Annotated in this window: 11 protein-coding genes; 8 read left to right on the top strand and 3 right to left on the bottom strand. The window is 58.7% G+C overall.

Annotated features, from left to right (window positions below; genetic code table 11):
* Nucleotides 1-2,217 carry a GumC family protein gene (locus NKI24_RS04020; RefSeq protein WP_352743526.1) on the top strand — a complete coding sequence of 739 codons (2,217 nt, stop codon included), beginning with the start codon at nucleotides 1-3 and terminating at the stop codon, nucleotides 2,215-2,217.
* Complete coding sequence (locus NKI24_RS04025) at nucleotides 2,214-3,791, top strand: lipopolysaccharide biosynthesis protein (protein WP_023675614.1); 1,578 nt, start codon at nucleotides 2,214-2,216, stop codon at nucleotides 3,789-3,791. Before NKI24_RS04020 ends, NKI24_RS04025 begins: the two co-directional genes overlap by 4 nt.
* A gap of 149 nt (nucleotides 3,792-3,940) precedes the next feature.
* Here the strand turns inward: NKI24_RS04025 and NKI24_RS04030 are convergent, their stop codons facing one another.
* A complete protein-coding gene (locus NKI24_RS04030; protein WP_352743784.1) occupies nucleotides 3,941-5,053 on the bottom strand; it encodes an NAD-dependent epimerase in 1,113 nt (370 codons plus the stop codon).
* A gap of 244 nt (nucleotides 5,054-5,297) precedes the next feature.
* Nucleotides 5,298-6,005 (bottom strand): helix-turn-helix transcriptional regulator, encoded by a 708-nt coding sequence (locus NKI24_RS04035; protein ID WP_352743528.1) that lies wholly within the window; start codon nucleotides 6,003-6,005, stop codon nucleotides 5,298-5,300.
* 286 nt (nucleotides 6,006-6,291) lie between these two features.
* Between NKI24_RS04035 and NKI24_RS04040 the strand changes: the two genes are divergently transcribed.
* Nucleotides 6,292-8,031 carry a sensor histidine kinase gene (locus NKI24_RS04040; RefSeq protein ID WP_352449678.1) on the top strand — a complete coding sequence of 580 codons (1,740 nt, stop codon included), beginning with the start codon at nucleotides 6,292-6,294 and terminating at the stop codon, nucleotides 8,029-8,031.
* A 183-nt stretch (nucleotides 8,032-8,214) separates the two neighbouring features.
* Here the strand turns inward: NKI24_RS04040 and NKI24_RS04045 are convergent, their stop codons facing one another.
* Nucleotides 8,215-8,892 carry a LuxR C-terminal-related transcriptional regulator gene (locus NKI24_RS04045; RefSeq protein ID WP_023675618.1) on the bottom strand — a complete coding sequence of 226 codons (678 nt, stop codon included), beginning with the start codon at nucleotides 8,890-8,892 and terminating at the stop codon, nucleotides 8,215-8,217.
* 511 nt (nucleotides 8,893-9,403) lie between these two features.
* On the opposite strand from NKI24_RS04045, the gene NKI24_RS04050 reads away from it, so the two are divergent.
* The 5 genes from NKI24_RS04050 (at nucleotide 9,404) to NKI24_RS04070 (ending at nucleotide 14,404) form a co-directional block, all read left to right on the top strand.
* Nucleotides 9,404-10,126 (top strand): nucleotidyltransferase family protein, encoded by a 723-nt coding sequence (locus NKI24_RS04050; protein ID WP_023675619.1) that lies wholly within the window; start codon nucleotides 9,404-9,406, stop codon nucleotides 10,124-10,126.
* Between the two features lie 47 nt (nucleotides 10,127-10,173).
* Nucleotides 10,174-11,310 (top strand): DegT/DnrJ/EryC1/StrS family aminotransferase, encoded by a 1,137-nt coding sequence (locus NKI24_RS04055; protein ID WP_254819382.1) that lies wholly within the window; start codon nucleotides 10,174-10,176, stop codon nucleotides 11,308-11,310.
* Nucleotides 11,307-11,981, top strand: coding sequence for a sugar transferase (locus tag NKI24_RS04060; RefSeq protein WP_023675621.1), 675 nt, complete (start codon nucleotides 11,307-11,309; stop codon nucleotides 11,979-11,981). The genes NKI24_RS04055 and NKI24_RS04060 overlap by 4 nt, the downstream gene beginning before the upstream one ends.
* A 74-nt stretch (nucleotides 11,982-12,055) precedes the next feature.
* Nucleotides 12,056-13,060 (top strand): SDR family NAD(P)-dependent oxidoreductase, encoded by a 1,005-nt coding sequence (locus NKI24_RS04065; protein ID WP_023675622.1) that lies wholly within the window; start codon nucleotides 12,056-12,058, stop codon nucleotides 13,058-13,060.
* Between the two features lie 81 nt (nucleotides 13,061-13,141).
* Nucleotides 13,142-14,404, top strand: a complete 1,263-nt coding sequence (locus tag NKI24_RS04070; RefSeq protein ID WP_352699395.1) for a polysaccharide biosynthesis/export family protein — start codon at nucleotides 13,142-13,144, stop codon at nucleotides 14,402-14,404.
* The last annotated feature ends 15 nt before the right edge of the window (nucleotides 14,405-14,419 follow it).

Genomic DNA, 14,419 nt, shown 5'->3' on the forward strand with positions numbered 1-14,419 from the left:
ATGGAAGGTTCCATAGTCAGCCGAATTCACCTTCCGCACGCCACTGAAATGCACGTGCCGACGCGCGAGATCAATCCGCGCATGAGGCCATTCCTGCGCGAACAGGTCGACGCGCAGACCCCCTTCCATCAACTCCTCATTACCATCGCGAGGAGAAAATGGTTCCTGCTTGCAATGGTGATTTTGGGCGGAGTGTTGGCTGGGCTTGCGGGTTTTGTGCGTCCTGTCCTGTTCGAGGCGACCGCACAGGTGATTGTCGATGCTCCTGGCAGGAACGCGGCTCCCGGAGGTGCGGATTCCGCTCAGGAGATGCTGGATGCGAGCATTGATGACCACTTAACCATGCTCTCTTCGCAGGGGCATCTGCGTCGCCTGGTGGCAGCCCTACGCGAGACAAAGATCGGCAACATTGCTGAGCAAGGTGATGTCGGAAATTCCCGCGCCGCCCCGGTAGGCGGCAACCTGCAGAACATACGCACCTTTGCAGCTGGTCTGCTAGAAAGGATTTGGCCGCAGGGCGGGCCGGAGGCGGCCGATGCAGCCGAACTCAAGGCATTGCGCAAGGGCATGAGGGTTGGACAGGAACTGAGATCAAGGGTGATCACCGTCGGCTTCACCGACGACGATCCGGCGCGAGCCGCCGTGGTGGCCAATACGTTCGTCCAAGTATACATCGACGATCTCGCACAGAAGCGCAGGGCGTCAGACAGGCTGGAACTCGCCTCGATCGTCGCCAGCCTGCCGGTCGTACAAAGCGACCTGGCGAAAGCGACCGACCGCCTGGAAAAGTATCGACTGAGCCATGGCGCGGTCGATCAAGGTGCGGCGGATAACGCTGCCAAGGAGACAGCCGAACTTAGTCAGCAGATATCCTTGTCGAAAGCGGATCTCTCAGCGACGGAATCTCGCCTTCAGCACATCGAGGCTTTGCGAGAGGAAGGAGCATCGGTGGCGGCGCTCGCCGAAGCGATCGGGTCTCCGGTATTGGCCGACATGGCGGCCCGCCAAGCCAACGACAATGCGGATGCGGGCCTTAGCACTGCGATCAACGGCGAGATCGAACAAGGCACTGCTCGCATTGCGGCGGAGGGGAACATCTACCGTGCCCAGATCGCTGCTCTGGAGGGCCGTAAGAATGTGCTCGATGCGGTGGTGGCCGACACAGCCGGCCGGCTTTCCGGCTTGCGTGCGCTCGAGCCGCAGGTCAGCATCCTGACGCAGCGATACAACCAGCTTCTCACCCAACAACAGGATCTGGTGCAGCGCATCGCAACTCCCTTGCCCGGGGTCTCGATCCTTTCAGCGGCATGGCCGCCAACGAATCCAAAAACCCTGCCGCCCATCTTTCTTATTCCGCCCGGCATGATCGTGTTTGGCCTCATTGGCGGGGTCTTCGTCTTGGTCCGCAGCCGTCTCAATCAGACCTTGCGCGGCGGGGCCGAAGCTGAAGCCGCGCTCGGGGTTCCGTGCCTGGGGCTGATACCGGAAGCGCCCACGATACACGCGAAACGACTACAGCAGCTGGTTCTCGGCCAGCAAAACTGCAGCTACAGCCGAGCCGTCACTTCTCTCCTTGTCACCGTGGCTCTCAACAAGGCGAGAGGCCGTGCGTCGCACGTCATCCTCGTCACGTCCAGCGTCCGGCATGATGGCAAGACCGAGCTCGCATGGAGCCTCGCCTTGGCAGCTACCCGACTTGGGGGACGAGTGCTTTTTCTCGATCTTGACGGCACGGGCGCCCGCCTCACGAACGAGTTTCTGAACGAATTCGGTGCGTTCAAGCCACATAAATCCTTTGGAGACTATATGAGCGACCGTTGTCCGCTGCACGACGCGGTCACGGGAATGCCTGAAATTGGAATCGACTTCATGGCACTCGCACCATCAGAGGATCTGCTGCCGCAACTGTCCATGATCGACGGGTCCCTGGTCACAGATGAGCTGCGCTCGATGTACAGCATCGTCATCATAAATGGACCGCTGGGACTTGGAGGACCTGAGGCCAGGCTACTGACGGGCTGGGCTGACGCGGTTCTTTTCGCTGTTCGCTGGGCCAGGACGCGTCGCAGCATCGCGCGTGGTGTTCTGCAGTTGCTGACGGAGGACGAGACGGCTCAGGTCCCCGTAGGCAGCGTTCTCACGCAGGTCAATCTTAGGAAACACGCCGGCTACCGGTTTGGGGACAGCGCGGATCTCTTGCTCGAGAGAACATCATGAATGTCACATGCGGGATTCCGCGTAACGACCGCCACGGCATTCGACCTGTCGAGCGGAAGATAATATCGACGATCTCGCAGTCCGGAGCAGGGTCCGCGGCCAAAGGCGATCAAGGCGATGAAATGCGCGACGCCGGCGCAAAAGACATCGACGATTTCAGCGATCCGAAGCTCGCCCGCTTCCCTGCGGCCTCCGTTGCTCCAACGAATATGGTTTTGCCGCACAAGGAGGACACGGGCCGGGGTCTCGGCTATGCCAGCATCTTCGCTCTTTTGGTCTATATCGGGGGTGCGGGCTTGACCAGCTTGGCGCAGTTATTGATTGCGCGCATCGTTGGCTCCACCAGCTATGGCATCTACTCCTATGTTCTGGCCTGGACCTCGGTGCTTGCCTATCTTGCAACGCTTGGTTTCCATGTATCCTTGTTGCGTTTCGTCTCCGCCTACAGTGCCAAAGGGCGGCTTGACCTGGTACACGGCGTAATCAGGTTTGCTCTGCAGAGGTCGCTGGCGGCGGCGACACTATTCGGCATCGTTGGCGCCGCCTTGATCTTTTTCTTTTCAGATCCTTCTCACAAGGAGCTTCAAATCAGCCAGCTGCTAGGCATGGCAGCAGTGCCTTTGGTCACCGCCTACGCTTTGGGCGCAACACTTGTTCGTGCTTTCGGCGGCGGTGTCTCGGCCCTCCTGCCGGAACGCATAGTGCGCGACGGCCTCTTGTTGACGTTGCTGGGAATGGCGGGCTTATCCGGATCATGGACCCCCAACGCACCCTTGGTGATGCAGGCGGTGCTGGCAAGTTCAGCCATCACGGTCGGCCTGGTGTTCGTCATGGCGACAAAATTTCAGCCGCCTGGCTTGCGGCAGGTTCAGCCAGGCGACGAGTCGCGGGAATGGTGGTCCGCGGTTCCGCCAATGATGCTCATGGCTGGGCTCGATGTTTTCATCAGCCGGGCCGGAGTCATGGTGCTGGGCTGGACGCATCACATTCGCGAAGCAGGCATTTTCGCATTGGGATTGAACGTCGCCTTGCTTGTGAGCCTTTCCCTGGTTGCCGTCTCTACGATGTTTGCGCCGACAGCGGCTGCCCTTCATGCCCGAGGCGATCGGCTGGCTCTGCAGCAGCTGTTTTCACGGGCCGCCCTACTTTCCTCTGGTGGGGCTCTAACGATGGCCATCCCGATGCTTGCGATTATTGAACCTCTGTTGAGCTGGTTCGGCGGGGATTTCAGTACCGCGGCACCCGTCGCGCGGATACTCATTCTCGGATATGTCTTTGTCGCGCTGTGCGGACCCCAGATGCTCCTCTTGATGATGACCGGAAACGAATGGGCGGCAGCCGCAACCATGATCGTCGGCGCTGCGGCCAGTATCATAGGCTGTGCCACAGGAATTGCGCTCTACGGCGCGCCGGGCGCCGCAGTGGGCCTCGCGCTTGCGTTGGCGATTTGGAATGTGGCGATGTCGATCTACATCAGCAAACGGCTGAAAATTATCCCTGGGCTGATCTTTGCGCTAACATCGTTCAGAACGCACGCAGTCGAAGGCCAGCGGCGACATTGGTTCCTGCGCTGATTTGAGACCGTCGCGCCCCGATACGCGACGGCATCAGCGTTCAGGAATTTCGAGTCCAGGGTTGTGTCGGATAGAGACTGGCGAGAGCGGCTTTGTGGCCGACGCGTTACGCGCCGAGTGGCAGATCATCGCCCGACAGGGCCCGCGGCCTACACGGTGGCCTCATTCACCAACGTCTGTTGCCGTATGCTGGCCGCGGCATCCGTTCCATGAAAGTCCCGGTACCATTCGACAAAGCGTCGCACTCCGTCCTCTAGCGGTGTTGCCGGGGCGAAGCCGACGGCCTGGCGAAGATCGCTGACGTCGGCACGCGTCTCCAGAACGTCGCCAGGCGGCAACGGCACATCCACGCGAACTGCCCGGCTGCCAAGAGCGGTCTCGATGATCGAAATCAGCCGGTTGATCTCCTCGGGCCGGTCGTTGCCGATATTGTAGACGCGATACGGCGCGGAACTTGTGGCAGGGTCGGCGGTGCAAGGGTCCCAATTCGGATCTGGCTGCGGCGGTGTAGCAAGTGCTCGAACCACGCCCTCAGCGATATCGTCGATATAGGTGAAATCTCGCCACACGCGGCCGGCATTGGCTACTTCAATTGGTTTGCTCTCGACGATCGCGCGCGTGAACAAGTAGACGGCCATGTCGGGCCTGCCCCAAGGGCCATAAACGGTGAAGAAGCGCAGTCCGGTCACGGGCAAGCCGAACAAATGGCTGTATGAATGCGCCATGAATTCATTCGAACGCTTGGTGGCGGCGTAGAAGCTGACGGGATGATCGGCGCCGTTGTTTTCGGAAAACGGTATGGTTCGATTCAAGCCGTAGACGGAGCTCGAAGAGGCGTAGACGAGATGACTGACGCCATGATGCCGGCAGCCCTCAAGGACGTTGAGAAACGCCACTATATTCGATTGCACATAGGCGTGCGGGTCAACAAGTGAATGACGCACGCCGGCCTGAGCCGCGAGATGGACAAGATGTGAGGGGCGAACGTTTGAAAACAGCAACTGAACGCGCGCGGCATCCGCCAGATCCATTCGTACCGGCGTGAATTTCGCCTCGCTACAGAGGCGTGCAAACCGCGCTTCCTTGAGCCGCAGATCGTAATAGGGCGTGAAATTGTCGACGCCCACGACTTTGACACCAAGACGCAAAAGCCGTGAGGCCACGTGAAAACCAATGAAGCCCGCGGCGCCGGTGACGACGATCGGTCCTGTCCGTGCAAGTTTCTTCACCGCGCGGTCCGAACGGGATCGAGCGATTTCCATCTTCTCCGCTGCGGCAAGGACAGAATCGCTGCATAGATCGTTGTCCACTTGTCGCCTTTCGAATCCGTTCGACAGTACCGAATAGCCGGTCCGGGATTGCGGCTTTCGATATTTACGCTGGCGCATCGAACCTAGTGGAGTGCGCAATGCGGTGCACGACCTGCCAAGTCATGACACGCCAACTTGCGTAGTTTGAATCCCGGGCGGATGCCGACGTCCGGCGATTGGATCTAAGTGGCCGGCCTTACGGCAGGACCGAAATACGCCCAAGAAGAGCCACCAGTTCCGCCTGGCGTTTTGTTTCGGTCTTGGCGAACAGCGAGGCAAGCTGGGAACGGATCGTGGTGCGGCTGAGACGCCAGCTGCGAGCGATCTCCAAAGGTGCGTCGCCCTGGGCCAAGCGCAAGGCGAGGTGCGTTTCTGCGCTCGTCAAGCCAAACATTCTTTGCAGCGTCCGAGGATTTGGCCCCGACCTGTTGTCGCGATCCAGCAGCGCCACAATGCTCGTTCCGTCGGGAGCGATAACGCCGTTCTCGTTCAGTATCACCGGTCGGTCGCCCCTGCTGCGGATCACCACCCAAGACAACGAGCCCGGCAGGAATTGGCCCGGAACATTCGCGATCAGCCGCCTTAGGGCGGCCGTAAGTCCGCTCGCCGTGTCGGCCGCTTCGCCCTGGCGCTCAAGCGTGGTTTGGGCGGCTGCGTTCCACTCGACTACTTTTCTTTCGCGATTCAGCACGAGATAGCCACAGCCAATGCGATCAAGCACGCCGGTTATGGATTCCAGACTGCGGCCTTTTGGTTCGCCGAACCTTGCGTCCAATGGATCCGATGCGCGATCGGGAAGGTGACCAGAAGAGGGCCGCGTATTCCGCGCTTCAAAATTATGCTTGGTCCTCGTAACAATGTACCGATTGCTCGAAGCATCGACCTGTCTATCGATCAGATTCATTTTCTACCCCTAACCCAAAGTTTCACACGCCCGAAATAAATATTCGGGATTCATGTAGTCTTCTATGTGTAGCTGGATTCTAGTCTTCTATGCGCTGACGGATAATACGTTCATCACCACCTTGAAAACTTAATATGATCCGACAGTTCTAAGGCAGCTCTTAGGCCCCGCTGCGTCCGATAAAATGCGCGCTATGATAGCGGTATGGCAATCCGGCAGTGGTACTAAGCTGTACGTTTTTTGCTCTAGTCTCGACGGGCTAGTCAGAAGGTTGTAGTCTGTGTCCATGAGCTCGCAGTCGCGCAGGTCGAATTCGAACCCGTCGGGCAGATTGCTAACTCATATTGCCTCTGCATCGGTGTTAGCTGCCACACTGATATTTGAAATAAAATCGTCAGCCTATATTGGGCAAGGCGCCAGTTTTCTGGAATTTATTCCGGCTATTATTATTATCGCCTATCTCGAAGACCGTGTACCGGCGCTCGCTGCGACCATTCTGATGGTGGCTGTCGGGCTGTGGGCACGAGGACACGATCAGATTTCAAGTGGAGATTGGGCACGCGCAATCCTGCTTCTGGTTTCGGGTGGCGTGATTGCCATGACCTTCCATCGTCTGCGGCAGGACTTGCGTGAGTTGCTGGAAGTCGCGGAGGCCAGGCTCGCTGCCGTCGAGGCGACCGAAAGCCGCTATCGTTGGGCCTTCGAACGTGCTGCCATGGGATTCGCGAACACCAACAAGAAAGGTGAGTTGCTGCAGTCCAACAGACGCCTTTGTGAGATGACCGGGTACAAGGAGGAGGAGCTTGCCCAATTGCAGCTCGATACGCTCGCCCATCCGAACGACCGGGATACCTTGGCGCAATTGCTGGCGAGGTTGGGCAATGACATTTCTTCGTTCGTTTCGGAGGTGCGTCTGTCACGAAAGGACGGTACGGCATTCTGGGCCAGGCTAACGCTTTCTTCGTCCGTGCCCGAGGGTGGCCTCTCGGAGAGCATCTTCGTGGTGGTCGACGATATTTCGGAACGACGCGCTGTTCACGAAGCGCTTCGGGCCCAGAAGGAATGGCTGGACCTCGCTCTGTCTGCTGGACGCTTGGCCACGTGGCGCATAGACCTTAAAGACGGAATAGTCACGGGCTCGGACACGTTCTGGGACATTCTCGGCCTGGCCCAGGCCAATAGCCGCAGTTTGGAGGAGCTATCAGCTGTCGTTCATCCGGCGGACTGGCCAAAGCTGGCGGCATCGAGAAAGGCCGCGCCCTCGGTCACGAATTACGATGTTGAGATACGCGTCCGCCGACCGGACGGACATATCCGCTGGGTTGCGCTGCGCGGAAGGGAGGAAAGACATGATGATGGTGGACAGCGGCTTGGAGTGGCTGCCGACCTGAGCGAGAGACGACAAACCACGCTGCTGCGCGCCGCGGCAAAGAAGCGGGAGCGCATCATGCTCGAACAGCGTCACAGATTCGGCAACGTTTTCGCGGTGATCACGGCGCTCGTGAAAATGGTCGATGTTCCCGGAAACAACGTCGCCAAATACAAGGAAATGCTGATCGACCGGATACGCGCGCTCGAGGCAACCCATCTGCTTCTTTCACGCAACGGCAGCGTATCGGGGGCGATAAACGATCTCGTTGCGCAAGAATTGCACCCATATATTGGAACACGTGCGATATCGGTCAGCGGTCCTTCCGTGGCGATGTCGGGAGGCGCCGCCGAGAGTTTTGCAATGATCGTTCACGAGCTTGCCACCAATTCCATGAAATACGGAGCGCTTGCCGATCCAAAAGGCCGGATCGACGTAAGCTGGACGTTCGCACCTGAAGAAACAGGCAGCGATATCGTGTTCGAGTGGGTGGAATCGGGGCGGCGTAGGACCTCAAGCGTAGTCCGTCATGGCTTCGGTTCCATGATAATCGGAGTGGATGGAGCGCCGCTTGTCGGTCACTCTCCCAGGCTGGAAATATCGGACCAAGGGTTGCGGTATTCGCTGCGGCTGTCACGCAAGGAAATCGGATTTTAGTGCAGTGCTCCAATCGGAAAGCAGATATCTAAAGGCGGGTCGCGCTGAGCGGCCTTTGAGATGCGCAGGGTTCCTTCCAAGAATGTCGTCGGCCCAAAGCTGCGCCGCGGCTTTGGGATATGCAGTAAAATGCATGAGGAGTCTTGGGACGCCGTTTGCACGTCCAAAAGGACGCGCGGCGCTCTAGCTGGCATGTCTCGAAAGCCAAGTCTTCAGCATAACGGCAGCCTCGGTCCGATTGCGTACCCCCAATTCACGCAGAACCGCAGCAGCGTGGATTTTCGTGGTCGCCTCTGCGATTTCCAGATCGCGCGCAATTTCCTTGTTTGAATAGCCTTCCGCCATCAGCTTGAGGACTTCCTTTTGCCTCGAAGTCAGCCTGCCAAGGTTGACGCCAGCGGTACGCCTCTGTGGGCCTTTGTCGTCGGAATGGGTATGCGCGTGGGTTGTTTGCGTCGCTCCCGGGCGTGACAGAAGTGCAGGAACATAGATGCGGCCGGAGAGGATTTCATTGACGGCCAAAACAACCTCTTCGTCCGTCTGCGATTTTACGATGTAGCCGTGAAGCCCGATCGACAGAGCCGTGAGTATTTCCGAGCGTGAATCGTTTCCGGAAACGATCGCAAATCGCGTGTCCGGATAGGCAGACAGGATCCCGCCGAGCACTTCTTGATTGAACAGGCCCGGCATATTCAGATCCAGGATCGCAAGATCCACGAACGACTGCTCTGCCAGCAAACTGAGCACCGCGTCGAAACAAGACGCTTCAAAGATCTCCACACCTGGAATGCCTGCGGTCAGTGCCAATCGCAAGCCGCGACGATACAAGCCGTGATCGTCGGCGATGACGATTCGATACATTGAACTACCCCAACGCCAATCTGAATGGATTGAACGGTAATGGCCTGAAAGTCGTGGCCATCCACTCGTCGATTCATCCAGCCGACGCTGCGGCACCCCCAACACCGCAAACGCCAGATTTCTAATATAATCTTAAATGACGGGAAACGCTCCTCTTTTTTTGCCCCTTGTGAGCGAAACCCGCCGAACGTCGTCGAACATACGTTCTGACCTTTTGGACAGCTGACAGACCGGCCGGCCGTTCAGCAGTGCTATAGGTCTAAAGATATAGAACAGCAAAACGGCTGAATTGTTACCATTCGAATGCACGACGACATCCACCCTGACGGCCACATACCATCCAGATGCAATGTCCGGATCAGGGGACAGTGGAGAAATCTCACCGGTCTTCTACGGGAAATCTCACCGGTTCTTCTGAGGGGACAAGAACGCGTTTCCCGGGTGCTGACCAGGGCAGGATAGCCGGCCCGTGACGATAGCGTTCAGGCCGAATGAACAAGGGAGGACCAGGATGAAAGCGGTTATTCAATGTGGAGGAATGGGAACACGCCTCCGCCCCTTCACTTCGGTCTTGCCGAAGCCGCTCATGCCGATCGGCGCACGGCCGGTTCTCGAGATGCTTCTGAAATGGTTGCGACGCAACGGCATTCAGGAAGTTTATATTACAACCGGGTATCTCGGCCACTTGATCCGCACCGTGTGTGGAGATGGCTCGCAGTGGAACCTGAAAATTCGATATACGCAGGAGATGGAGCCGCTTGGCACCATCGGGCCACTGTCTTTGATCAGGGATGAACTGACGGAGCCATTCATCGTTCTCAATGGCGATGTCCTCACGGATCTAAGCCTCAGTCGATTTGTAGCAGCGCACCGTAAGCACACCGATCCAGTGACGATCGCAACAGCCTGTCGCCTGATCAAGATGGATTTCGGCGTCATCGACGAAGTCGACAATACCGTGCAGGTCTTTCGCGAGAAGCCGACGCTTTCGCATCTGGTCAGCATGGGAATTTACTGCATGAACCCGGATGTTCTGCAGTTTATCCCATCCGGCATACCCTTTGGGTTCGACGACCTGATGCTGCAGATGATGCAGAACGGCACAACCGTGCACGTGTACAAACATGAGGGTCTCTGGCTCGATATCGGGCGCGTCGACGATTTTCAGAACGCACAGACCATTTCCTGGGAAGACCAGTCGGCCTCGATCGAGGTCACTGCGACGGCTGCATGATGAAGTCACGAGCCCGGTTCCCACAGTTATCAGTCTAGGAGGTTGTGATGCTCTTGGTCAGTGCCCCGATCTTGGGTGTGCCGGAGAAGACTGCTTTGACCAAGGTCATCGACAGCGGCTGGCTGACCATGGGGGAGCAGGTACGAGCCTTCGAACAAGCTTTTGCCGACGTTCATGATGCGGAGGATTGCGTCGCGGTCAGTTCTTGCACCGCAGCGCTTCATCTCATTTTGCACGCACTTGGCATCGGACCGGGCGACGAGGTGCTGGTGCCATCCTTGACGTTCGTGGCGACCGCAAATGCGGTCCTCTATGTCGGTGCGACGCCGGTTTTCGTCGACATCGAGTCAGCCGACGTGCCGCTGATGTCGATCGTGGAAGCCGAAGCGAAATGCACGGCCCGCACCAAGGCAATCATTCTCGTTCATTTCGCCGGCTACCTCGCCGATCGGGAACAATGGCAGAGGTTCGCCCGTGCCCGGGGGCTGCACATCGTCGAGGACGCGGCGCATGCGCCGGGCTTGAAGGAGGTGGGGACATTTGGTGCCGCGGCCGCCTTCAGCTTCTACGGCAACAAGAACATGACCACGGCGGAAGGCGGGGCTGTGATCGCCAGGGATGCCGGTCTGCTCGAGACAATCCGCCAGGCGCGTGGACACGGGATGACCACCGGGACACGTCAAAGACTGAACAGCCGCACCCCTCAGTATGATGTCACCATGCTCGGATTCAACTATCGCATGGATGAATTGCGGGCTGCGATCGGACTGGTCCAGCTGCAAAATCTGCAGGAGTGGAATGAGATCAGGCGTATCCTGGTCATGCTGTATCGACGTCTCATAGCGAAGCATTGCCCGGCCGTGACCATCCCGTTCCACGAGCCGCGGACGTCGGCCTACCACATCATGCCTATCCTTTTGCCACGTTACGCCGACAGGCAAGACGTCATCGACGCACTGCGCGGGCAAGGGATACAAACCACTATCCACTACCCGCCGGTGCACCAGATGACGCTCTATCGTGAGCTCATTCCCGGTACTCACTTACCGCGCACTGAAGATTTCGCGCAGCGCGAACTGACTGTACCGCTGCATCCGCAGATCACCGCGCCATTGGTCGAATCGGTAGTCGTCGCTCTTGCCGCGGCGGTCAATAATTGCGCTCAGACAGGAACAGCCGCATGAATGCCCTGGACCTAGCCATTCACCGGTCTAACGTCTCGAGCGCCGCCCATGGGTCTGCGAGACGAGCAATCGATCTCGTCATTGCTGCAGCCGCGGCGATCGTCTTCGCCCCGCTGATGCTGCTGATTGCCGTGGCGCTGCTGCTGGAAGGCGGGCGGCCCATCTTCTTCACACAGACCCGCGTCGGGGCCGGTGCTCGCCCATTCCGCATGTACAAGTTCCGCAAGTTCAGCGTGCAATGCGACCCCGGTGGCTTGGCTCTGACCATGGCCGATGATAGCCGCATGACGCCGATAGGACGGTTCCTCGCCGTCACCAAGTTCGACGAACTGCCACAGCTTTGGAACGTCTTCAGAGGCGAGATGGCAATCATCGGGCCACGCCCGGAGAGCCTTGCCTTCGCCGATTGTTTTCGCGGGGGCTTCGAAGACGTTTTACAATACAAGCCAGGCTTGCTGGGTCCGGCCCAGGTTCTCTTCCGGCATGAAGCCCGTTTCTATCCGCGATCGGTGGACCCGCTACTGTTCTATCGCCAGGTTCTGTTTCCTGCCAAAGCCAGGCTCGACCTTTCCTATTATCCGCAGCGCACGATCGGCTCCGATGTTGTGTGGATGGTGCGCGGCTTGCTGGCGGTGCTTGGCGTGGTTTCGCCGCCGCCGATTGGACCTTGAGAGCAGGTGGGACATCCGCGCTCTCGTGGATTTGCAAAGTCAGTGCCTCACGTCATAGGGGGAACGCTTGGGTCATGGCATACAAGGGCAGGAAAGTTCTGGTTACGGGTGCCGACGGGTTCATCGGTTCTCATCTCACCGAAGCACTCGTCCGCAGCGGCGCCGACGTCACCGCGCTGGCACTCTACAATTCCTTCGACAGCCACGGCTGGCTGGACGATTTGCCCGACACCATACGACGCCAGTTGAATCTCGTCCGCGGCGATGTTCGCGACAGCGCGTTCCTTAACCGGATCGTGCGTGGCCAGGCGGTCGTGTTTCATCTCGCCGCACTGATAGCTATTCCGTATTCGTATGCCGCTGCCCAATCCTATGTGGAGACCAACATCCTGGGCACGGTCAACGTTCTCGAAGCGGCGCGCCAATGGGAGACGGAGCGTGTAGTGCACACTTCGACAAGCGAGGTTTACGGCACCGCGCTGACAATGCCTATCAGCGAATCCCACCCGTTGCAGGGGCAGTCACCATATTCGGCATCCAAGATCGGCGCGGACATGATGGCGGAGTCTTACGCCAGATCGTTCGACATCCCCGTGGTCATCATGCGGCCCTTCAATACGTACGGCCCGCGCCAGAGTGAGCGGGCCATCGTACCGACCATTATACGCCAGGCTCTCGACAAAAAATGCCCGGCGATCATGGTGGGAGACACAAGCCCAATCCGCGATCTTACTTTCGTGGAAGACACCGCGGCGGCGTTTTTGACCGCAGGTTCGGCCGAGCTCGAATTTGGCCATGCCTACAACGCCGGAAGCCAGCGCGCTGTGACGATCTCGGACATATTGGATCTGGTGATCGAGTTGAGTGGCTGCAAGAAACCAATTCACCGCGACGAGCGCCGCCTGCGGCCGCAGAATTCCGAGGTGCGTGCCTTGCTGGCCGATTCTTCGCTCCTCGAAAGCAAGACCGGATGGCGTGCCCAGACCAGCCTGCGCGAAGGCTTGGAGCGGACCATCGGATGGTGGCAAGGGCGCCTCAGCGAAGGCCGGGTGCGACACGAAATGGGTTACATGACATGAGCTTTCGCCCGGGAGGATTGGCTCCGCTGTTGATTGCGGCCGCGGTATCGCCGGATTCGAGCCAGAAGGAGATTGTCGCCCATGGTCCTCGTTGATCGAATCCTTATTGTCGTGCTCGGCATGCTGGCTGCCATGGATACGGCTGCTGCAGCGGAACCGCGGGTCGCCTATCGACTTTCTGCCGGCGACACCGTCGAGATTGGAATTGCCTCTATCCCGGAGCGAACGCAACGTGCGGTGGTCCAGATGGACGGCACGATCGCGCTTCCCGAAGTCGGTATGGTTTCGGTGGGCGGCTTAACTCCGGCTGAACTGCAAACGCGCATGCAGACGATCTTGCCGACCAAGATATTCCACCAGCGTCTGCCTGATGGGCGGGAGCAAATGATCGTCATCAAGCCGACAGACGTGACCGCTGTGGTTGCGGAGTACAGACCCATCTATGTGACCGGCGACGTGCTCACTCCCGGACAGCAGGCCTACCGCCCGCTGATGACCGTGCGGCAGGCGATTGCGGTGTCAGGCGGTTTCAGCCTTTTGCGGTCCCGGGCAAACCAGGTTGGCCCAGATCCGGTGGATCTGCGGCGCGATTACGAGTCGCTTTGGGGGGAATATACGAGAGATTATTTTCATAGCGCCCGCATCCGCGCCGAACTTCAGGACAAACCGACTTTCGACATGCGGCCACCACAAGGATCTCCCTTGCCGGCAAGTTTTGCGTCGGCGATCGCGCAGGCTGAAGCGGAAGGGCTGAAGCTCTCGTTGGACAACTTCCAGCAAGAGCAGGGCTTTCTGGATAAAAGCGGCAAGGATGCCGCCGCACAAACCGAGACCTTGCTCAAACGCGAGCAGGCCGAAGCGGATGGGGTGAAGGCGGACGAAGACGATCTGGCGCGCGTAAGGAAAGCGTTTGAGTCCGGAAATCTCACCAACAACCGGCTCGCCGACGTTCGGCGCGCTTTGGTTCTCTCTTCCAGCCGGGCACTCGAAACGTCGGTTGAGCTTATGAGAGCACGACGTCAGCAGGACGATTTTGCCAGACAGCACGAACGCAATGACAACCAAAGGCGGATGGGTCTGCTGATCGAGTTGAAGGATACCAACGTGCGCCTTGCCGACGTCAGCGCAAGGCTTCGCGCCGCCAGCCAAAAGTTGCAGCCCACGGGAGCTGCCGCACTGCCGTTGCCGGTTGCCGGCGAGAAGGTCCAGGCCGAGGTCACGATCATTCGCAAGGTCGGCGAAGAATGGCGAAAACAGCTTGCCCAAGAAGACACCGAGGTCATGCCGGGAGACACGATCGAGGTCAGATTCAGCAGCGCTCTCGAAAATGCGGCGACCCGATAGATCGGGCCGCGTTTC

Source organism: Mesorhizobium sp. M0701, assembly GCF_040320365.1.
Classification (GTDB): domain Bacteria; phylum Pseudomonadota; class Alphaproteobacteria; order Rhizobiales; family Rhizobiaceae; genus Mesorhizobium.

Coding starts and splice junctions, on each gene's coding strand:
- NKI24_RS04020 (WP_352743526.1), top strand. CDS start 1: ATGGAAGGTTCCATAGTCAGCCGAATTCACCTTCCGCACGCCACTGAA.
- NKI24_RS04025 (WP_023675614.1), top strand. CDS start 2,214: ATGAATGTCACATGCGGGATTCCGCGTAACGACCGCCACGGCATTCGA.
- NKI24_RS04030 (WP_352743784.1), bottom strand. CDS start 5,053: ATGGAAATCGCTCGATCCCGTTCGGACCGCGCGGTGAAGAAACTTGCA.
- NKI24_RS04035 (WP_352743528.1), bottom strand. CDS start 6,005: ATGAATCTGATCGATAGACAGGTCGATGCTTCGAGCAATCGGTACATT.
- NKI24_RS04040 (WP_352449678.1), top strand. CDS start 6,292: ATGAGCTCGCAGTCGCGCAGGTCGAATTCGAACCCGTCGGGCAGATTG.
- NKI24_RS04045 (WP_023675618.1), bottom strand. CDS start 8,892: ATGTATCGAATCGTCATCGCCGACGATCACGGCTTGTATCGTCGCGGC.
- NKI24_RS04050 (WP_023675619.1), top strand. CDS start 9,404: ATGAAAGCGGTTATTCAATGTGGAGGAATGGGAACACGCCTCCGCCCC.
- NKI24_RS04055 (WP_254819382.1), top strand. CDS start 10,174: ATGCTCTTGGTCAGTGCCCCGATCTTGGGTGTGCCGGAGAAGACTGCT.
- NKI24_RS04060 (WP_023675621.1), top strand. CDS start 11,307: ATGAATGCCCTGGACCTAGCCATTCACCGGTCTAACGTCTCGAGCGCC.
- NKI24_RS04065 (WP_023675622.1), top strand. CDS start 12,056: ATGGCATACAAGGGCAGGAAAGTTCTGGTTACGGGTGCCGACGGGTTC.
- NKI24_RS04070 (WP_352699395.1), top strand. CDS start 13,142: ATGGTCCTCGTTGATCGAATCCTTATTGTCGTGCTCGGCATGCTGGCT.